The 19,822-nt window shown below is 65.7% G+C and carries 20 protein-coding genes; 11 read left to right on the plus strand and 9 right to left on the minus strand.

Features of this window, described 5'->3' with window-relative positions:
- Positions 1-3: 3 nt before the first annotated feature.
- Complete coding sequence (locus WM2015_RS14660; RefSeq protein WP_049726762.1) at positions 4-903, minus strand: hypothetical protein; 900 nt, start codon at positions 901-903, stop codon at positions 4-6.
- 77 nt (positions 904-980) lie between these two features.
- On the opposite strand from WM2015_RS14660, the gene WM2015_RS14665 reads away from it, so the two are divergent.
- Genes WM2015_RS14665 through WM2015_RS16435 form a run of 4 tightly spaced genes read left to right on the plus strand, consistent with a single transcriptional unit; the run spans position 981 to position 2,268 of the window.
- Positions 981-1,226, plus strand: a complete 246-nt coding sequence (locus WM2015_RS14665; protein WP_049726763.1) for a hypothetical protein — start codon at positions 981-983, stop codon at positions 1,224-1,226.
- Positions 1,219-1,461, plus strand: coding sequence for a hypothetical protein (locus tag WM2015_RS14670; RefSeq protein WP_049726764.1), 243 nt, complete (start codon positions 1,219-1,221; stop codon positions 1,459-1,461). The genes WM2015_RS14665 and WM2015_RS14670 overlap by 8 nt, the downstream gene beginning before the upstream one ends.
- A complete protein-coding gene (locus WM2015_RS14675; RefSeq protein ID WP_049726765.1) occupies positions 1,458-1,781 on the plus strand; it encodes a YbjQ family protein in 324 nt (107 codons plus the stop codon). The genes WM2015_RS14670 and WM2015_RS14675 overlap by 4 nt, the downstream gene beginning before the upstream one ends.
- Entirely contained in the window at positions 1,681-2,268 is a 588-nt protein-coding gene (locus WM2015_RS16435) for a hypothetical protein (protein ID WP_425425134.1), read from the plus strand. Before WM2015_RS14675 ends, WM2015_RS16435 begins: the two co-directional genes overlap by 101 nt.
- Before the next feature lie 65 nt (positions 2,269-2,333).
- Here the strand turns inward: WM2015_RS16435 and WM2015_RS14685 are convergent, their stop codons facing one another.
- From WM2015_RS14685 to WM2015_RS14705, 5 genes are all read right to left on the minus strand, one after another.
- On the minus strand, positions 2,334-2,930 hold the full coding sequence (locus WM2015_RS14685; protein WP_049726767.1) for a hypothetical protein: 597 nt from the start codon (positions 2,928-2,930) through the stop codon (positions 2,334-2,336).
- Positions 2,931-3,034: 104 nt separating this feature from the next.
- The gene (locus WM2015_RS14690; RefSeq protein ID WP_049726768.1) at positions 3,035-4,945 is read right to left on the minus strand and encodes a hypothetical protein; all 1,911 of its coding nucleotides are present in this window, start codon (positions 4,943-4,945) and stop codon (positions 3,035-3,037) included.
- Between the two features lie 75 nt (positions 4,946-5,020).
- Positions 5,021-6,442, minus strand: a complete 1,422-nt coding sequence (locus WM2015_RS14695) for an FAD-binding oxidoreductase (protein ID WP_049726769.1) — start codon at positions 6,440-6,442, stop codon at positions 5,021-5,023.
- On the minus strand, positions 6,439-8,031 hold the full coding sequence (locus WM2015_RS14700) for an amidohydrolase family protein (RefSeq protein WP_049727114.1): 1,593 nt from the start codon (positions 8,029-8,031) through the stop codon (positions 6,439-6,441). The genes WM2015_RS14695 and WM2015_RS14700 overlap by 4 nt, the downstream gene beginning before the upstream one ends.
- Positions 8,032-8,084: 53 nt before the next feature.
- Positions 8,085-9,047 carry a calcium/sodium antiporter gene (locus tag WM2015_RS14705; RefSeq protein ID WP_049726770.1) on the minus strand — a complete coding sequence of 321 codons (963 nt, stop codon included), beginning with the start codon at positions 9,045-9,047 and terminating at the stop codon, positions 8,085-8,087.
- Between the two features lie 200 nt (positions 9,048-9,247).
- Between WM2015_RS14705 and WM2015_RS14710 the strand changes: the two genes are divergently transcribed.
- The 5 genes from WM2015_RS14710 to WM2015_RS14725 all read left to right on the plus strand — a co-directional run bounded on the left by WM2015_RS14710 (position 9,248) and on the right by WM2015_RS14725 (position 15,165).
- The gene (locus WM2015_RS14710; RefSeq protein ID WP_049726771.1) at positions 9,248-13,462 is read left to right on the plus strand and encodes an Ig-like domain-containing protein; all 4,215 of its coding nucleotides are present in this window, start codon (positions 9,248-9,250) and stop codon (positions 13,460-13,462) included.
- A gap of 104 nt (positions 13,463-13,566) precedes the next feature.
- On the plus strand, positions 13,567-14,133 hold the full coding sequence (locus tag WM2015_RS14715) for a DUF1543 domain-containing protein (protein ID WP_049726772.1): 567 nt from the start codon (positions 13,567-13,569) through the stop codon (positions 14,131-14,133).
- 99 nt (positions 14,134-14,232) lie between these two features.
- The gene (locus tag WM2015_RS15695) at positions 14,233-14,433 is read left to right on the plus strand and encodes a CsbD family protein (RefSeq protein ID WP_082169926.1); all 201 of its coding nucleotides are present in this window, start codon (positions 14,233-14,235) and stop codon (positions 14,431-14,433) included.
- Positions 14,430-14,666 (plus strand): hypothetical protein, encoded by a 237-nt coding sequence (locus WM2015_RS14720; protein ID WP_049726773.1) that lies wholly within the window; start codon positions 14,430-14,432, stop codon positions 14,664-14,666. The genes WM2015_RS15695 and WM2015_RS14720 overlap by 4 nt, the downstream gene beginning before the upstream one ends.
- 70 nt (positions 14,667-14,736) lie before the next feature.
- Positions 14,737-15,165 carry a VOC family protein gene (locus WM2015_RS14725; protein WP_049726774.1) on the plus strand — a complete coding sequence of 143 codons (429 nt, stop codon included), beginning with the start codon at positions 14,737-14,739 and terminating at the stop codon, positions 15,163-15,165.
- Positions 15,166-15,262: 97 nt separating this feature from the next.
- Here WM2015_RS14725 and WM2015_RS14730 read toward each other — a convergent pair whose 3' ends face one another.
- Entirely contained in the window at positions 15,263-16,129 is an 867-nt protein-coding gene (locus WM2015_RS14730; RefSeq protein ID WP_049726775.1) for a pirin family protein, read from the minus strand.
- Between the two features lie 23 nt (positions 16,130-16,152).
- Entirely contained in the window at positions 16,153-16,755 is a 603-nt protein-coding gene (locus tag WM2015_RS14735; RefSeq protein WP_049726776.1) for an FMN-dependent NADH-azoreductase, read from the minus strand.
- Between the two features lie 118 nt (positions 16,756-16,873).
- Between WM2015_RS14735 and WM2015_RS14740 the strand changes: the two genes are divergently transcribed.
- Positions 16,874-17,791 (plus strand): LysR family transcriptional regulator, encoded by a 918-nt coding sequence (locus WM2015_RS14740; protein ID WP_049726777.1) that lies wholly within the window; start codon positions 16,874-16,876, stop codon positions 17,789-17,791.
- A 108-nt stretch (positions 17,792-17,899) separates the two neighbouring features.
- Positions 17,900-18,460: a thioredoxin family protein gene (locus WM2015_RS14745; RefSeq protein WP_049726778.1), complete on the plus strand. Its 561-nt coding sequence runs from the start codon at positions 17,900-17,902 to the stop codon at positions 18,458-18,460.
- On the opposite strand, the gene WM2015_RS14750 is transcribed toward WM2015_RS14745, so the two are convergent.
- The gene (locus WM2015_RS14750; protein WP_156201274.1) at positions 18,441-19,730 is read right to left on the minus strand and encodes a hypothetical protein; all 1,290 of its coding nucleotides are present in this window, start codon (positions 19,728-19,730) and stop codon (positions 18,441-18,443) included. The two genes, WM2015_RS14745 and WM2015_RS14750, sit on opposite strands and share 20 nt — an antisense overlap.
- Positions 19,731-19,822: the final 92 nt, after the last annotated feature.

A 19,822-nucleotide genomic window follows, 5' to 3' on the forward strand; every position in this document is an offset into this window, starting at 1 on the left:
ATCCTACTTCGAACCCTTCGACCCCTGCTCCACCACTTCAGGCGCCGAAACCGACGCGCCCTTCTTCTTCGGATGCGCCAGCTCCCGAACCGCCCCGAGCACATTGGCCTCGCCGGTCTCGATCAGCTCCGCGAAGCGGTCCCGGCAGGCCAGCCAGGTCGCGCCGATCACGGCGCAGTAGACCGTGCCCATCAGCAGGGCATAGGTGAACTGATCGAGGGCATCCCCCAGCCAGGGCGGAAAGCGGATGCCGAACAGGGAACCGACCACCCAGGACACGAGGGGTCCGAGGATGCCGATCTCGACCATCAGCAGCACCATCACCCAGACGATGACCTTGAAGGTGATGAACTGACGCAGTAGCTCCTTGAGCGCCTGGCGCCAGCGCTGGGCGTAGCAAAGGGCCGCCACGGCGATCGTCAGGCCGGCGGCCATGGCCAGGGCGTCGGCGGCGGCCACGAGAAAGCTGCCGAGCAGGGTCCAGCTCGGCGCCCCGGGCAGCACCGTGACCGCCCCATCGGCCAGGCGTGAAACGAGCGAAGTCGCCACCAGCAGGGCCGCGGCGGGAATCAGGGTCGCCGCCAGCCAGGGGAAATCCTCCGCACCGGGCTCACGGGCACCGAACAGGTAGCGGCGGAACAGAAAGGCATAGACCGCCGCCAGAATCAGCGCCGAGGCATCGAGCACCCGCCACACGCCCCAATCACTGAACACCCATTCGACAATGCCGCCCAGGGCCAGGCCCCCGAGAATCAGGCCGGCGATGGCCAGCGGCGGATTCGGGCCGAAGACTTCGTCCAGACGATCGTCGTCATGGTTGCGATTGAAGGCCTGTTCCAGGGCCGGCACCATGTCGGAAAAGGCCTCGGCAATGAGATTGAGCAGGTGGCGGATCGAGTACATGGCCGACATTATCACCCGTAGCCTTCCTGGCCGGGACGCTGGCGCAGGCTCGATGCCTGTGCCTATACTCGACCATCATGACTCGATCCCGCGGCAACCCCTGGCAGATCACCGGGCTGATCCTCTGGCGAGGAGGCCTGGTCTTCACGACCGCCTACGCGTTCTACTGGGGGGCCTGGCAGTTCATACGACAATTCGACTGGCCCTGGCAGCTGACCACCGGGGCCGCAATCACCATGGCCGGCGCCGGTCTGATTCTGGCCTCGGTCGTGCTCGAGCGGATCGAAGCCAGCCGGCAGGAAGGGAGCCTGCTCGATGATTAGAACGCTTCGCTGGGTCGGAGGCCTGCTGATCCTGTTCGGCCTGCTGCTGGCCGGCAGCTGGTTCATCGAACCACTGCGCGAACTCTGGCCGCTGATCTTCGACCTGCCCCTGCCGATCCGCATCGGCCTGGTCGTGGCCGCCATCGGCCTGATCGTGGTCATGGCCACCATCCTTCAGGAACGCCGTCGCAGCGACCCTGATTCCACCGCCGAACACCTGGGAGGAGACGAATGATTCTTGCCACCACCGAAACCGTGCCCGGCCGCGACATCGAGAAGAGTCTCGGCCTGGTGCGCGGCAATACCGTCCGCGCCAAGCACATCGGCAAGGACATCCTGGCACTGCTGAGAAACCTGGTCGGCGGCGAGCTCAACGAGTACACGGACATGCTCACGGAAGCCCGCAACGAGGCCCTCAACCGGATGGTGGCCCAGGCCGAATCCCTGGGCGCCGATGCCATCGTCGGCGTTCGCCTGGTCACGGCTCAGGTCGCCTCGGCATCAGCCGAGATGCTGGCCTACGGCACGGCCGTCAGATTGGCCAAAGGCGACTGAGCGCCACCTGGCCGAGCAGCGCCGATCGCGTGGCAGACTTCTGCCGCCAATACCGACTTGGATAGTAAGCAAGCATCAACTTCTGGAGCCATCGCATGACCCGAACTCGAATCGCCGCCCCGATCGCTGCGCTCATCGTCTGCGCCAGCCTGTTCAGCAGCCAGGCCCGGGCCAGCAGGTCGACAGCAAGACCTGGATGGCCAACATGACCGAGGTCATGCCGGGCCTGTTCTGCAACGCGAACAACTACTTTCGCCAGTGCTTCGAGGTCAGCGAGGCCGAGTGCCTGCAGGTGGCCACGGAAATGACCCGTCACTGCCTCGACCAGATGGCCGGACAGATCCCCGCCATGCTCAAGCTGCCCGAAGAGGGTCGCCAGTGGGGCAGCCAGGTCGGCTCCTGCGCCGGCGTCGCCTACGAACGCCAGCTGATGGCCAGCCCGATCAATTCGGCCCGGTGCAACGATCCGAGTCAATGGACACCGTAGCGGCAACCGAAGCGGGCATCATGGACCGGTAGCGCTCCTCGGAAGCAGCCATCCTTGTCGCGAATTCAAACTTGATCGAACCGGTCCTGGAAAATCTCGACCGCGGGCACAATGCTGATCGAGACAGACCAGTCAAGGGTGAAGGGACCCGCTTCCGAGCCCAATCTACCGAAAACACTGAGGGAGTACTCCCCTGCAGGAACAGGATCAGTCAGCACATTGCCTGAGTTGCTGTTGACCGGAATATTGACAAAGGCGATGTTCTCTTCGGGGCTTCTAACACCAAAGCCAATGAGGGTAATAACCCCGCCAATGTTGGCTGATGTCACTTCGATACTCTCGATCAAATACCCTTCGGGAACGGTCACCAGGAAACTATCCTGAGTGTCACCGTCTTTCGCCCCATTGCAATCATTCGGAGCGCATACACCATCAAGCGTACCAGAAACCGTATTTCCACCGGGGTCAAGCTCCCCAACCGACACACCGAAGGCGAAGCTACTGCTTCCAGGAAAATCGGTAGTTTCCTGCACGTCGATAGCCTGAACATTCGACACGATCAAGACTAGTGCACAAAAAGCAAACCACCGCTTTCGGCTCATTAAAGTCTTATCTACGGAAAATGGTTGCCCGGAGTCTCGGACTAGGAAATCCTGCTTCATGTTTACTCCTGGAACGTTGAATTCAGATTGTATCTGCGACATGACCCACGCAAATCAGCGTAGCTGCGACACATGTCGTGACGGCGCCCATGCAAACGCATGATTCAGAGAGGGAGCTTCCGGTAGACGTTCAATCGGCCTGGTGCAAAGGGCACGGTATAGCCCGGATCCTCAAAGCGAGAAACCGGGCCAACCTCCAGGACATGAATGTCCTGTCCATTGGTTTCCTTCAGAAAAGTCCAGCTGCGCGAAATCGAGAATCCACTACCTGGATCCTGTTTGATTTCAATCTCTCCTCGGGCATTGACCAACCAGGTCAAAGCCACGGAGTTGGCCGGCTCGGGATCAGTCGGGTTGCTCAGGGTTGCGCTCCAGCCCACACCGCCCGGCTCCAGCACGAAGGTAAAGAACCCCGTATCTCCACCAGGGAAGCCGGGATACAGCAAGTGCCTGAACGCAAGCGATGCATATCTTCCCGCTACGTTCTCTGTCAGAAAGGGCGCCGTGTCCGGTGATGGAAAGGCGCCAACGTTGCTTGTACCGGTAGGCGTGCCCCCATCGGAGATTCGAAGGACGGTCGCAGCATAGGCGTTGGCCCAATCGCCGCTGACCAGGCGGTACTCATGAGTCTGCAGCCCGCCACCCTCCAGGATCAGGACACCCTGCGAGACCGACCACTGCATCGTGGCCCCGATACGCTCGAGCGTCGCCGTCCCGCTGGAGCTGAAGGTCACCCGATCCGAGTAATAGATATTGTTAGGGAATTCGGGGGCCGGAGACGGATCCTTGAACTCCAGGATCCATTGTTCACCGTCAGTCGGCACTGGCCACGGCAGCAGCTCCGAGACACCGAAATATCCGGGGTAATAGGTCGGTCGGCGGGAATCGAATACCTCTTCTGGAATCTCGGGATTATTTGGATAGCGCCAGACAATGCGCTCGCTCAAGCCCACCAGGGTCAGATACTCGGACGCATCGACTTCGCGGACGTCCCGCCAGTCGATCTCGACACGACGCTCGATCTGCTCATCACCAATGAGGACGGCATTGAACAAGGACTGTAGTGGCTCGCCGTCGCCGCGTTCAGCTCGAATGGCTCGCAGAGCACCTGGAGCGCTTTCCATCCGGGACGGAAAGACGAGGTCGTCCCGATCCCTCAAGGTGAACGCCGCCGCACCACCAGCCATTGACAGACCATAGCTGCCGGTTAGATCTGATTGAACCGTCATCAACCAAGGACAGCTCACCATCAAACCAACACAATAGCTGCCGATCTCGACTCTAGAATCTGGCAATTGAGTCGGGCGGTAGAGTGACGGATTGTTCATGAAGGGATCGAGCGCCGCGTCGAAATCGACGCTCGTAGCCGTCGCGTTGATTTCGGAGTTGAGTTGCGCCAGCAGCGCTCGGTCCAATGCCACATCCAACGAATCATCAGCGCCGGGAGGCAGGGGGAAACTAGATCGATTGAGAAATGCCAGGCCGATCATGGCCTCGACGGCATAGCGCGACTGCAGCGCGAAACGGTAAGGCGCGAGCTGCGGCTCGGACCAGGGCGGGCTGAGACCTTCGAAATCGCTCAAGGTCCAATCGACCACCGCGTAGAGCGCCGTACTGAATGGCGTGACGGGCCCGACCCGGAAGATCTGCTGCGCATCGGCATTCGCAGTCAGATAGGCACATGAATGGACGATGCGCGCGGCACCGACGTGAATCTGATCGCCCGTGCCCCGCATGCGGACCGTGACCAGGCCCGCGGGATCGGAGCAATCGAAATCGATGGAGTAGGCACCAAATTCATCGGCAGTCCCCGTGGCGGTCGTGTTTCCCGCGGCACTGATCTCCACGGACGCATTGGCCAGACTCGGATTCTTGGTCTGGCCAGTCAGGGTGATCGTGGTCGAGCCCGAGGTAGACCCATCCACAGCGGCCAATGCCGGCGTCGAAAATCCAGTAATGGAAAGGACGATCGACAATATTGGGCGCACGGTGGCCCGAACGATGAACGAAGTCATATTGATTCCCCTGCCAAGTAGGTTGATCGGCACGCCAAGCCGACCTTCGGAGCCTACGAGGATTCGTTCAGAACTTCAAGGGCGGACCGGCATCAGCTTGCCCGGATTCATCAGACCAGCAGGATCGAGAGCCGACTTGACCCGCGCCATCAACTCGAGCTTTCTGGCCTGACCTCGGGCCAGCTCCTCCCGGCGCAGCTGACCCACACCGTGCTCGGCGGCGATCGATCCGCCAACGGCGTGGACCTGGTCGAAGACGATGCGGTTGCAGTCGGCCTCGCGGGCGCGGAAGTCCTCGCCGCTCAACCCCTCCGGCTGGCTCAGATTGAAGTGCAGGTTGCCGTCGCCCAGATGGCCGAAGACGCAGGGGCGGATGCCCGGCACGGCGCGCTCCAGCTCGGACAGGACGGCCTGCATGAAGTCCGGGATGCGCGGCACGGGCACGGAGATGTCGTGCTTGAGGCTGACGCCACCGCGGGCCTGCGCGCGCGAGATGCCCTCGCGCAGGGCCCAGAAATCCAGAGCGGCCTGTTCGCTTTCGGCAAGCACCGCATCATCGATGCGCCCGCCTTGCAGCGCCGACTCGAGCACGTTCAGCAGGGCTGGTTTCAACCAGTCACCGGCCAGCGCCGACTCGACCTGGACGACGAGGTACCAGGGATGGACTCGGTCGAAGGGATCGCGGGCCCGGGGCTGATCGGCCAGCACGAAATCCAGCGCGAGGCGCGGCATGAATTCGCAGGCCGACAGGGTCTCGCCTAGCTCGGCCCGGAGCTGGCGCAATAGAGCCAGGCCCTGATCCAGCGAGTGCGTGGCGAGCATGGCGGTGACGCCTTGTCGCGGCGCGGGCGCCAGGCGCAGACAGGCCGCGGTGATGATGCCGAGCGTGCCTTCGGAGCCGATCAACAGCTGTTTCAGGTCGTAGCCGCTGTTGTCCTTCCGAAGCGGGCTCAGTTCACTGAAGACGCGGCCGTCGGGCAGCACCGCTTCCAGGCCCAGCACCTGGGCCCGGGTGTTGCCGTAGCGAATGGTCAGGTTGCCGCCGGCGTTCGTGGCCAGGGTGCCGCCGATCGTGGCCGTGCCCTCGGAGGCCAGGCTGACCGGGTAGCGCAGGCCGTGCTCGGCGGCGATCTGGCGCACCCGGGCCAGGGGCATCCCCGCCTCGACCACCAGGCTGGTGTCGATCGGGTCGATGGATCGGAGGCGCCGCATGCGCTCCAGGCTGATGATCAGCTCGCCATTGATCGGCGAGGCACCACCCACCAGGCCCGTACGCCCACCCTGGGGAACCATGGCGAGCTCATGTTCGCTGCAGCAACGCACGATGGCGGCCAGCTGCTCCGTGGACTCGGGCCGCGCCACGGCCAGGGCTCGGCCATGGAAGCGCCCGCGGGGTTCGTTCAGATAGGGCGCGAGGTCCTCGGGCTCATGGAGCAGACCCGGACCGTCGAGCAAGCGCCCCAGCGCGGCCAGGGCATCCCGGCCCCTGTCACTCATGGCGCCGGCGGCACCCCGGGTTGGCGCAGGGTCTCGCCCGAGGCGTCCCAGGCCGCACGCACCATCTCGCGCACATCGGCGCGGAGTTCGCGGGCGTCGAAGACGCGCCCGGCGCGGATCGTCCAGGCCACACCGCCGGAGCGGATGACCTCGTTGTTCTCGTCCAGCTCGATGGCACCGGTACCCAGCAGACGCTTGAAGTTGACCAGGGGGTTGGATGCGACGATCAGCAGATCGGCCTGCTTGCCGACCTCGACCGAGCCGATGTCGTCGGCCAGACCCAGGGTCTCGGCGCCGTGCAGGGTGGCGGCGCGGATCACTTCCAGGGGGTGGAAGCCGGCTTCCTGCAGCAGTTCCAGCTCCTGGATGAAGCCGAAGCCGTAGAGCTTGTAGATGTAGCCCGCGTCGGAACCGACGCCGACCCGCCCGCCGTGGTTCTTGTAGTCGTTGACGAAGCGCATCCAGCGCTGGAAGTTGTCGCGCCAGGCGACCTCGTCGGCGGTCGACCAGTTGAACCAGTAGGAACCGTGCGCGGTGCGCGAGGGCTGGAAGAAGTTCCACAGGCTCGGCAGGGTGTAGTCCGGGTGCCACTCGGCCGTGCGCTGGGCCATGAAGTCGCGGTTGGCCTGGTAGATGGTGAAGGTGGGGTTGAGGGTCAGGCCGAGCTCGATCAGTTCGTCGCGCACCGCTGCCCAGCGCGGATGATCGGGGCCCACCGCTTCGCGCCAGAGGCGGCCCGCCGCGGCGAAGCGGTCATACTCGTCGGCGTAGTTGTAGTCGGCCGGGTAGCTCTGCACCGTGCGATCGGCGAACAGGGCCTCGGGCAGGCCGTACCAGTGCTCCATCGAAGTCAGGCCGGCACGCGCCGTGGCCAGGACATTGGCCCGGGCCACGTCCATCTGGGCATGGTGCATGGCCGTGCCCAGGCCCTGTTCCTCGGCCTCTTCGATGGCCGCCAGCAGGACCTCCGGCCGGGCGCCGAAGAACTTGATGCCATCGGCCCCGCGCTCGGCCACGCGGCGAACCCAGCGGCGCGCCTGCTCGGCGGTGGTGATCGGACGCTCGGCACCCTGCCCGAAGTTGACGTAGGCGATGATTCGCGGCGCCGTGATCTCGCCGGCCGCCGAGCGTTCGCGCTCGTTGAAGGTCCATTCCGGGCCATTGAAGGAACCGGGATCGCGAATGGTCGTGATGCCGTGGCCCAGCCAGAGCTTGTACACGTACTCGGCCGGCGTGCCCTGCGCCTGCCCGCCGATGTGCGCATGCAGATCGACGAAGCCCGGCAGGGCATAGTGGCCGCTCAGATCCATTTCCTGTCCGCCGACGGCCAGCTCCGGCCGGGCCTCGGGGTCGATCGCCACGCCCGGTGCGCCGAGTCGAGCGATGCGGGCGATGCGATCGTTCTCGATCACGATGTCGACCGGACCGATGGCCGGTGCCCCGGTGCCGTCGATCAGGGTCAGGCCGCGCAGGATCAGCTGGCGATAGGGGCCCGTGCCCTCGGCCGAGTCCGGCGCCGCCTCGACCTGAGCCAGGCCCGGCAGGCTCCAGAGCGCCAGCAGAAGCAAAGCGAATTTCAGTCTGGCCATCGTTTCTCTTCCTTCAGGCAGTCGTCGCGGGCCGGAAGCGCCGCGCGGATCGATCATTGCCACTGTATCAGGACCGCGGTGTAGATCACGAAGGCCGTGAGCAACAATCCACCTTCGAGCCGGTTGATCCGTCCGGGCCGCCGCAGCCCGATCCCGAACACCAGCAGGGCCAGGCTCAGGCCGAACATCACCGGCCAGTCGCGAAGCATCAGCACCGGGTTGACCGGCAGCGGCGCGACCAGGCCGGCCAGGCCGACCACGATCAGGGTATTGAACAGGTTCGAGCCGATGATGTTGCCCACGGCCAGCTCGTTCTCGCCCCGCCGAGCCGCGACCAGACTGGAGGCCAGCTCGGGCAGGGAGGTGCCGATCGCCACCACGGTCAGACCGATCACCAGATCGCTCATGCCGGCGCGTTGGGCCAGACCCACGGCCGCCCAGACCAGCAGGCGCGAACTGAGCACCAGGGCAATCAGGCTCAGCAGCAGCCAGAGGAGACTCGAACCCCGCAGCGGGGTCGACTTCTCCAGCGAATCGGCCGAGTCGACGGCCAGCGGATCGTCGGGGTGGCGACGGGCCTGGATGATGCTCCAGCCCAGCAGCACGGTGAAAACCAGCAGCAGGACGATCGCCTCGAGGCGGGTCACGGTGCCATCGTAGAGCTGCCAGGCAGCCAGCAAGGTGATCCCGAGCAGAATCGGCAGCTCTCGATTGAGGACGGCGGACTGCACGGCGATCGGCCGAATCAGGGCCGTCAGGCCCAGGATGAGTGCGATATTGGTGATGTTGGAGCCGTAGGCATTGCCCAGGGCGATGCCCGGATTGCCCTGCCAGGTGGCGAACACGGAGACGGTCATTTCCGGCGCCGAGGTGCCGAAGCCGACCACGATCATCCCGATCAGCAGGGGCGACAGACCGAGCTGTCCCGCAAGACCGGAGGCGGAGGCCACGAAGCGATCGGCGCTCCACAGCAGCACGGTGAGCCCGGCCGCCAGGGCCAGCACCAGCGTCAACATGGGAAACGATCCTTCCGCATTCTCCTGACCTCGGACCCGAATCAGCACCCATTATCGGCCAGACCCTGCCAGCCCCGTCAAACCGACTGGCGCCGACATCGGCCCGACAAGCGGCCTTGAACGACGGCTGTGGCACTGACTAGCATGGCGCTTCGTTCTACTTGGAGGGGGGATCGACGACAACCGGGAGCTCGACCGACATGCCACGCCCTTTCCACCTCCTGAGCAGCGCGCTCTGCCTCTGCTTTCTCATCAGCCTGAATGCTTCGGCCCAGGTGCCACCCGTCAACCCCGGGTTTCCCGATGAGCTGAGCTGCCAGCCCGGCGAACTGCTCTATCGCCAGGTCGGCCTCGGTCGCGTCGCCAACATCATCTATCACAACGGCGTGCTCCTCTCGAACAATGTCGGCGGCGGCGCCCGACGCTGGTGGCGCTTCACCGATCCGGACGACCCGACCACTCTGTCCATCTACGCCACCGACGAGGACGTGCCGACCGATCACGGCACCCATGCCGCCACCAAGATCGGCGACTACGCCTGCGGCGCCTGGGGCTGTCGGGTGCGCAGCGACGGGCCCGGCCAGCTGGCCAGCCAGCTCATGCCACCGAGCGCGCCCGGCGAGATCTCCGGCGGCTTCACGCCGCAGAACCAGCCCGAACCCGCCGGCGGCGGCCTGCACCGCCTCTACTACCCCTGGGCCCTGCCCTTCAACTGGATCCAGTACGGCGCCAATCCGGGCCAGGGACGCCTGTGGCGCGGCGACGAACTGCTGGCCGAATGGGAGCCGCTGGCCGATCACGGCGTGGCCGGCAACGCCATCCTGATCGGCAACTACCTGTTCATGGTCTCCGACGCCTCCATGCTCGGTGTGGTCAGCTACGACATCTCGCCGGTCTTCGAGACCCCACCCGGACCGCCGCGCTTTCTCGACAAGCTGTCCGGCGCCTTCGGGGCCTACATCGGCGCGGTCTGGAAGAACTACCTGGTGCTGGCGGGCGGCGAACCCCGCAACCTGCTCTACGTGGTCGATTACTCCGACCCGACCGCGCTGAGCCTGGTCACCACCCTGGACCTGACCGGCAACCCGGACCTCGATGCCGGCACCAATGTGCCCTACGTGCAGACCCAGGACGAATACGTCTTCACCCGACGTCACAAGATCAACATGGAAACCCTGACGCCGGAGCTGGAGCTCGACGAAGTCGGCAACAACCGCCCACCCGGAAGCGTCGCCGGCCCCCTGGACGTCAGCCAGTACAAGCTGCCCATCGGCAATCTGCTGGTCACCGGCTCCTACAGCTTCGGCGGCCGTGACGGCGTCGGCGTCTGGTGTCACCAGGCCAGCCCCGACAACCGCGCGCCCTATGTCGACTACCACATCCCGAGGCCGGGCCAGACCGGCTACCCGCTGGGCGCACCGATCAGCCTGATCATCCCCGAGACCCTGGAGTCCTTCACCATCATCAACGGCGAGACCGTGATCGTGCGGCCGGTCGGCGGCCAGGCGCTGGATGCCTGGGCGTCCTTCTCGCACGACGGCATCCTCACGATCACGCCCTACGAGTACTTCGAACCCGACACGACCTACGAAGTGATCGTCACCGCCGGCGGCATCAAGGACGCAGCGGGCAACGGCATCGAGGGCTACAGCTTCACCTTCTCCACCGGCGAGGCCCTGGGCGGCGGCAACGGGGCACCGGAGATCAGCCAGTTCGAGATGAGCGCCTCACCGGTCGACCCCGGCCAGAGCGTCACCCTGAGCGTCTCGGCCAGCGATCCGGAGTCCGACCCGCTCGAGTATCGCTTCTCGCCTGGCGACGGCAGCCCGAGCACGGCCTGGACGAGCAGCGCCCAGTACACGCACAGCTTCACCGAAACCGGGCATTTCGAGGTCAAGGTCCAGGTGCGCGACCAGAAACCCGACGGTACGACCTCGGTGGTCACGGAAACCCGCACCCTGACCGTGGCCAGCCTGCCGGCCGGCCCGCTGCCCGTCTCGTCCAGCAGCATTCAGGTGGATGAAACGCGCCGCCTGGTCTGGTCCGTCAACCGCGACAACGACACGGTCGCTCGCATCGACGCCGACACGGGCGCTCTGCTGTCGGAAATCGACCTGCCCACCCTGCTCGGGGAAGACCAGCGACTCGAGCCGGTCAGCCTGGCCGTGGTGCCAAGCAGCGGCCAGGTCTGGATCGCCCTGTCGAAGGGCGACGGCCTGGCCGTTCTCGACGCCTCCGGGGCCCTGGTCGATGCCATCGACACCGGCTACGGCAGCGCGCCGCAGGCCGTGCTGGTCAGCCCCGACCAGGCGCAGGTCTTCGTCTCCACGCGCGCCCGGGCCAACGGCGACCGAGGCGCTGGCCAGGTGCTGCGCTTCGCGACGTCCACCGGCGTTCAGACGGGTCAACTGGATCTGGGCCCCGAGGCCGGCGCCATGGCGCTCAGCGGCGATGGCAGCCGCCTGTTCATTGCGCGCTTCATTTCCGCCGAACACCACGGCGAGATCTGGGAAGTCGATGCCCAGGCGATGAGCCTGACGCGAACGATTCGACTGCGCCGCGACCGCGGCCGAGCCGGCCTGGACGGTGGCGGCTCGCAGGGTCCGGGCGTGCCCAACTACCTGGCCAGCCTGGTGATCGACCCGCACGGCGACTGGCTCTGGTACACGGCCATCAAGGCCGACACGAACCGCGGCCTGTTCTTCGATCAGGGCACGGGCCTGAACCTGCCGCTGGCCCACGACACGACGGTCCGCCCGATGCTGGGGAGGATCGACCTGAACGCGCCCGTGCCCGTCGAGCCGGGCGTCGACAGCTTCGGCAACGAGCGCCTCGACGGTGACAACGCCGACTCCCCCAGCGCGATCGTCTTCTCGCCGCGCGGGGACTACGTCTTCACGAGCTTCCAGGGCAATGACACGGTCGCGATCTTCGACGATCTGGCGATCCGAGCCGGCAGCGGGCGAACCTCCCTGGCCCGGCTGGAAGTCGGCTCGGCGCCGCGAGGCATCGCCTTCGACGCCACCGGCAACACGGTCTGGGTCGAGAACTTCCTGGGACGCTCGGTCAGCAGGATCGACGTGGACGCCTTCCTGGCCACGGGCGAGCGGGCCTTCCCTAGCAGCGAACTCGCCAGCAGCGGGATCGAGACCCTGGCGCCCGACGTGCTGGCCGGCAAGCGGCTGTTCTACTTCGCCGGCAACGACCCGGAGGGCAGCAACCCGATGAGTTTCGAGGGCTACATCAGCTGCGCGAGCTGCCACATCGACGGCGGCCACGACGGTCGCACCTGGGACTTCAGCCAGCGCGGCGAAGGCTTCCGCAACACCCAGGACCTGCGCGGCCGGGCCGGCCTTGGCCACGGCAATCTGCACTGGACCGAGAACTTCGATGAACCCCAGGACTTCATCCTCGACATCATGGGCGAGTTCGACGGCACCGGTTTTCTGCCCGAGGGCGAAAGCCCCCATCCATCCCTGGGCGCGCCCAATGCCGGACGCAGCACGGAGCTGGATCAACTGGCCGCCTACATGAACTCCCTCGACCGCGGACACCTGCCGCGCAGCCCCTGGCGTCAGAGCAATGGTCAGATCAGCGCCGCCGCCCTGGCCGGCGCCGATCACTTCGCTTCGCTGGGCTGCGCCGGCTGTCATGACCCCTTGAGTGACTATACGGACGCCTCCGTCGGCGCGGGCATCCTGCACGACGTCGGCACCCTCCGAACCAGTTCCGGCATGCGCCTGGGCGGGACGCTCGCCGGCATGGGCACGCCGACCCTGCTTGGCCTCTGGAACACGGCCCCCTACTTCCATGACGGCTCGGCCGCCGCCCTGGACGAGGTCTTCACGGTCGCCGGGGGCGAGATCTTCCAGGCCGAGGACGCCGCGCTTGCCGGCGGCGCCATGGTACCCAACTGGATCGAGATCAACTGGGACTCCACGGCGCATGGCGCCCTGGTGGAGTTCGGCAGCAACGGGGCCAGCGCGACCTTCAACGGTGTCGACGGCGGCAGCGGCGGGCTCGGCGCGATCGAACTGCGCATGCTGCCCAACACCGGCGGGGTGTTCCGCCTGACGGTCAACGGCAGCCACGTCCAGGACCTGAGCTTCGATCAGCAGCAGGTGGCCTTCGACTGGCGTCGCCTGCGCTTCGAGAACGTGCCCCTGAACGCCGGCACCGGCAACACCGTGGTCGTCAGCCGCCTGTCGACCAGCAGCTGGCAGAGTCCGGCCCTGGATCACATCACCGTCTCGACCGTCAACGATCTCGCCCAGGCCCAGGCCCACCGCTCGGCTGCCAGCCTGTCACCGACGGAACTGGCCGAACTGCGCGCCTACCTGCTCGAGCTCGACGGTCGCGATCCGAACGGCCTGATCATCGACCCGGATCGCATCTTCAGGGACCGATTCCAGTAGCCTTGGTGGGCCCGCGAGCGGGGCGGCGCCTGCCGTCGCCCCGCCTCGTTGCTCCGGGCCGGTCAGGCTGTCACAATCCGGGCTTTCCCGCGACCCGAGCCGCCATGACTTCGACCGATCCCAGCACTGCCCCCACCCTGTTCGCCGTCCTGCTCGGAGGCCGCGCGCCGGGCTGCAAGGTGGAGCTGCACGACGTGGCCTTCGCCGTCGGCAGCGACCTGGATTCCCTGCATGAGCAATTGCTCGACCAGTGGTTCGGCCAGGCCCGCGGCCTGCACGTGGACGCCTACCAGGCCCTCGACCGCATCGACGGCTACCGCATCGAACTGCGCAAGGACGCCGCGGCCAAAGGCCCGAAACTCTACTTCATCAATATCGGCGGCTACGCGGCCAACGAGTTCGCCGAGCAGCACGCCTACGGCTTTCTGGCGGCCGAGAACAAGACCGATGCCAAGCAACGGGCGCGTGCGACCCTGCTGCCGGGACGTATCGAGGTGCACAAGGACGATCTCTACGAGGTCGACGATTGTCTGGCGCTGGAGTCCGTCGGCGGCTGGCACGTCCACCTGATCGCCGACGAGCAGGCCCGCGCCCGCGAGGTCGTCAACGGCTACGCGCCCCTGCCGAAGCGCACCATCGACGCCTGGCTGGCCGCACGCGGCGCCGCTTGATCGAGACACCGATCGGTTCGGCCGGATATCGGTCGCTGGCCTGCAAAGCCACACTGGATGTTCTAGGGTAGAAGGTCACCTATCCGAACGGAGCCCATCATCTCCAATTCATTCAAGTCCAAATGGGATCACTTCAGCGCCCGCCTCAAGCAGGAGTGGGGAGATCTGACCGACGACGAAATCAAGAAGGCCGAAGGCAATATCGACGAGCTGATCGCGAAGATCAGCGACAAGTCGGGCGAAAGCCGCCAGGCCATCGCGAAAAAGTTCAACGAACTGAAGGAGAAGCTGGACTCATGACACCCCGCAATCTGCACAAGCACTGCCTCCGCTGTCTGGCCCTCGTGGCCCTGGCGCTGGGCGGCCTGACCGCCTGCCATGATCCCGGCCCGGCCGAGGAAGCCGGCCGCGAAATCGATCAGGCCGTGGAACAAGCCCGCGAACGCGGCGAAGAAGCCGTTGACGAAGCGCAGGATGCCATCGAAGACGCCGGCGACGAGGTCGAAGAGGCCCTCGACGAGGTCGACGGCTGAGGCTTCAGACGACTTGCCCCGGCGCCCGACAGGGGCGTAGAGTCCGGGGCAGGTCACCGGAGTCTTCCCCATGAGCCGATCGGATCGTCCGCGCACCCGCGCACTGGGCGGCATCTTTTTTCGCTGCGAGGATCCGGCGGCAACGCGCGCCTGGTACGAACAGCACCTCGGCCTGAAGGTCGACGCCTACGGCACCAACTTCGCCTGGCGTGATCGCCATGAACCCGAACGCATCGGACGGACCCAATGGAGCCCCTTCAAACAGGGAACCGACTATTTCGGTGACCCTGAGCAACAGTTCATGATCAACTACCGGGTCGACGATCTCGATGCCCTGCTGGAGCAGATGCGCCAGCAGGGCGTGGAAATCGTGGGCGATGTGCAAGTCGAATCCTATGGCAAGTTCGCCCACGTCATCGACGGCGATGGACGCCGCATCGAACTCTGGGAACCCGTCGACGAGGTCTATCAGGAGATGGTCGACGGCGAGACGGACTGATCCTCCAGCGCTGAAAGAACAGGCGCCTGCAACCACGGTGGCTGAAGGCGCCCGATTCTTCGCCTCGGTTCCCGCCTTGAACGAGCGGACCCGAAGCTCAGGCCGGCTCGGTCAGGCGGCCATCACGGTAGTCCCACATGGCCTGCTCGATCTCTTCGCGGGTGTTCATCACGAAGGGGCCGTGCTGGACGACGGGTTCATTGATGGGACGCCCGGCCAGGACCAGCAGTCGGCCGCCCTCCGGCCCGGCGACGACCTCGACCTCGGAGCCTTCGTCCAGTACCCCGGCCGAGCGGTGCGGCAGGGTCCGTCCGCCGATGCTGGCCTCGCCTTCGTACACGTAGACGAAGGCATTGTGGCCGTCCTTGATCGGCAGGGAGACGCTGGCGCCGGGTTCGAGGCGCAGATCGACATACAGCGGATCCGTCGAAACGGAGTGGTCGGGTCCGTTGACCGGTCCCTGGGCGGCCTGCCCGTCGAGCTCCACGCGACCCGCGATCACCCGCAGGTGCCCCCCATCGAAGCCGAGCTCGGGCACGGCCGAGGACGGGATATCCCGATACGAGGCGGGCCGCATCTTTTCCGCGGCCGGCAGATTGATCCACAGCTGAAAGCCGCGCATGCGACCGTCGGTCTGTTTCGGCATCTCCGAGTGGATCACACCGCGACCGGCCGTCATCCACTGCACCGAGCCCGGGCCGAGATCACCGGTGTTGCCCAGATGATCGCGGTGCTCCATCCGCCCGTCGAGCATGTAGGTGACGGTCTCGAAGCCACGGTGCGGATGCGGCGGAAAGCCGGCGATGTAGTCGTCCGGATTGTCGGAGAAGAACTCGTCCAGCATCAGGAAGGGATCGAGGCGCGCGAAGGGCCCGGCGCCGAGGCTGCGACGCAGCTTGACGCCGGCCCCGTCGGAGGTCGCGACGGATTCGATGATCCGATGAATGCTTCGTGTCTTGCTCATGGTCTGCTCCTCGATGATCGGCTTCAGGCGGCCAGGCGATCGATGCGCTCGGCGGCTTCGGCGCGAGCGGCTTCGGCCTCTTCCGGGCCCAGGTTGAGGCCCTCGGCGTAGATGAACTCGACATTCTGCACCCCCAGCATCCCGAAGAAGTGCTTGACCAGGCCGGTCTGGGTGTCCGCCGGCGTGCCCTGATAGCGACCGCCACGCGCCGCGAAGACGTGCACGGGCTTGTCGCCGACCAGGCCTTCGGGACCGTTTTCCGTGTAGCGGAAGGTCACGCCCGCGCGCGCCACGTGATCCATCCAGGACTTGAAGGTCGAAGGCACGGAGAAGTTGTACATCGGCAGGCCGATCACGACCTCATCGGCCGATTTCAACTCCTCGATGAGCTGATCGGACAGCGCGGTCGACGCGCGCTGGGCCGGCGTGCGCTCGGTCGGATCGGCCAGGAAGCCCTGGAAGATCTCGGCCGTGAGATGCGGCACCGGATCGTTGGCCAGGTCGCGCTTGAGCACCTCCCCTTGCGGGTGGGTCTGACGCCAGCGCTCGATGAAGCGCTCGACGAGGCGGGAGGACTGTCCGGCTTCGCTGAACAGACTGGAGGTGATCACCAGCAGGGTCTTCATTGGTTCTCCTTTGGGCAACGGGCCCATCATGATTCGTTGGCCGTATTTTCTGTTTGATGAAACCGAATAAACAGCGCAAAATATCGCCATATTCTTTCGATTCATTCGAACAGATATCATGAGCCAGCCTCGAATCAGCCTGGAACAATGGCGCGCCCTGATCGCCGTGGTGGAGGCCGGAGGCTATGCCCAGGCCGCCGAGACCCTCAACAAGTCGCAATCGACGATCAGCTACGCCGTGCACAAGCTGGAGTCCCTGCTCGACGTGAAGGCGCTCGAGGTCAGGGGCCGCAAGGCCGAACTGACCCCGGCCGGCCGCATGCTCTATCGGCGCGGTCGGGCCCTGCTGGCCGAAGCCGAGCGCCTCGAGCGGGCGGCCCGGCGCCTGGCCGAGGGCTGGGAAGCGGAATTGCGCCTGGCCGCAGAGATCATCTTTCCCACCTGGCTGCTGCTCGACTGCCTGGCCCGCCTGTCCGACGAGCAGCCGGACATGCGCATCCAGCTGCATGAGTCCGTCCTGGGGGGGACGGCCGAGCTATTGAGTTCGGGCCGGGTCGATCTGGCCATCGCCTCGTCCGTGCCCGGCGGCTACGTCGGCGATCCACTCACGCGCGTGCGCTTCGTTGCCGCGGCGGCGCCCAGCCACCCGCTGCACCGCCTGGGGCGAACCATCGACGTCGACGATCTGCGCCAGCACCGCCATCTGATCGTGCGCGATTCGGGCAGTCAGCCCGGACGGGACGAGGCGCCGCGGGTCACCGATCGGCGTTGGGTCGTTACGGCGAAGGCGACCTCGATCCGGGCGGCCTGCATGGGTCTGGGCTTTGCCTGGTATGCCGAAGAGAGCATCCGGAGCGAACTGGAGGCCGGCATCCTCAAGCCCCTGCCCCTGGTCGAAGGTGCAGAGCGCTGGGCCACGCTCTACCTCGTCCACGCCGATCGCGACGCCGCCGGTCCGGGCCAGCGCCGCCTGGCGGAGCTGCTGCACGCGGCCTGCGACACCGACGCCTGCTACGGGGCCGTTTCGAATCCCTGAAGACCGAACACGAAGGACGCGAAGAGAGACGGAGAGGCACTGCATGGCCCACTAGCGCCGTGCAGGCAAAATTGGCACTATTCGCAGTGTTGACACCAGGAGCTCTTCATGGCCAGGACTGAATCTTCGATGCTCGCGCTGGGCACCATCGCACCGGACTTCAGCCTGCCCGAGCCCCTGACCGGCCGGACCGTGAGCCTCGAGGACATCGCCGGGCCTCGCGCCACCCTGGTCATGTTCATCTGCAACCACTGCCCCTTCGTCAAGCACCTGCTCGACGAACTGATCCAGCTCGGCGAGGACTATCGCGACCAGCCGATCGGCATCGTGGCGATCAGCAGCAACGACCCGACCGGCTACCCGCAGGACCGGCCCGAGCGGATGGCCGCTCTGGCCCGCGATCGCGGGCTCGCCTTTCCCTACCTGCACGATCCGAGCCAGCAGGTGGCACGGGCCTATTCGGCCACCTGCACCCCCGATTTCTTCCTCTTCGACGGCGAGCGGAGCCTGGTCTACCGGGGTCAGTTCGACGACTCGCGGCCGGGCAACGGTCGGCCGGTGACCGGCAAGGATCTGCGCACGGCCATCGATGCGGTGCTGGGCGGCCAGCCCGTGCCCTCCGAGCAGCGGCCCAGCATCGGCTGCAGCATCAAATGGAAGGAAAGCTGAGCGCGCCGACGCCCCGCTGGGGGCAGCCCTCGCTTTCCACGCGCCGCTCTTCCTGGGCGAAGGTCGCCTGCTCGGAAAAGATCTCGACGCCCATGATCTCGAGCTGATAACCGCCCTGCACGACCAGACCGGCGATGCCGACCTTGCAGATCGGCCCGAAGCGCAGGCTCGATTGCAGGGTAAAGCCCGTATGCACCCAGGCCACTTCGCTGGTCAGCACGTTGAGCGAGACCCGAGGGAAGGCGATGCCGAAACCGGCGTCGACGCTGACGAAGTTGCTGGCCGAGTCGAATTCGCCGTTCAGGAAATCATGGTCATTGATGGTCGCCGTGGTGTCGACGGTGGCACCTTCGTAGGTGAAGCCGGTGTCGCCGCGATAGCGGAAGTCCGCCGAGGCCGTCGCCGAGGCGGTGGCCGCCAGCGGCACCTCCATGATGGCCACGAACTGGACCCCGATGTCGATCGACATGGGGATCGGCCCGACATTGAACGGAATCCGGATGATCGGGAACGGCACTTCGAAGTTCAGGTCGTTCGACCCGGAGCCCGCCGCCGCCAGGGCGATGTTCAGGTCCATCTGGGCATCCCGGGTGTTCTGCTGGAAGCCCGTCAGCTCACCGCCATCGAAGCTGGCCGAGCCGTTCGCGTCGAAATTGCTCAGGGTGCCGGTGCCGGTGATCGAGGCATTGGCCTGATCCGTGCCCTTGGTGACCTGGTACTGGATGGTCGTCGTGCTGCCCGTACGACTGAGGTTCATCGCCATCGTGTAATCGTCGAAGCTGCACTCGAAGCTGATCTGCTGCGCCTCCGGATCGAAGGCCGGGGAACAGCCCGTACCGCGACCGGGAATGAACATCTCGGCGCTGGCGATCTCTTCGAATCCGATGCCCAGGGACCAATCCATCTGTCCACTGGTGATGGCCTCGTTCAGGGCGGCCTGGGAGGTGGTGACAATGGTCTCCGTCCCCGACGGACTCACCCCGTCGACGCGGCGCAGGGCCACGCCTTCGAGCACCATGATCTCGCCGGGAGTGAAGTCGACACCGGCAGCCGTCAGCAGCGCGGTAGAGAAGGTGAAGACCGCACCGCTGGCATCGACGTCGATCAGAGCGGCGACGGCATCGCCCTCGACCAGCTCGACATCGGGTGACCACACGGCGTTGAATTCCGTCGCCACGCCCATGAATCGATCGGCGAAGAGATCGTCGGTCCCGGCCTGGAGCGGAAGAGCGGCCAGGCCGGCCAGGACGATCAGAATGCGTTTGGACACCGCGTACGCCATGGTTCGTTTCCTGTTTCTTCGGGGCCTGTCTCACAGCTACGGGAGCCGGGCGCGGATCCTGCCAAACAATTTCACCGCTG

Origin of the sequence: Wenzhouxiangella marina (assembly GCF_001187785.1) — a bacterium.
Taxonomy (GTDB): domain Bacteria; phylum Pseudomonadota; class Gammaproteobacteria; order Xanthomonadales; family Wenzhouxiangellaceae; genus Wenzhouxiangella; species Wenzhouxiangella marina.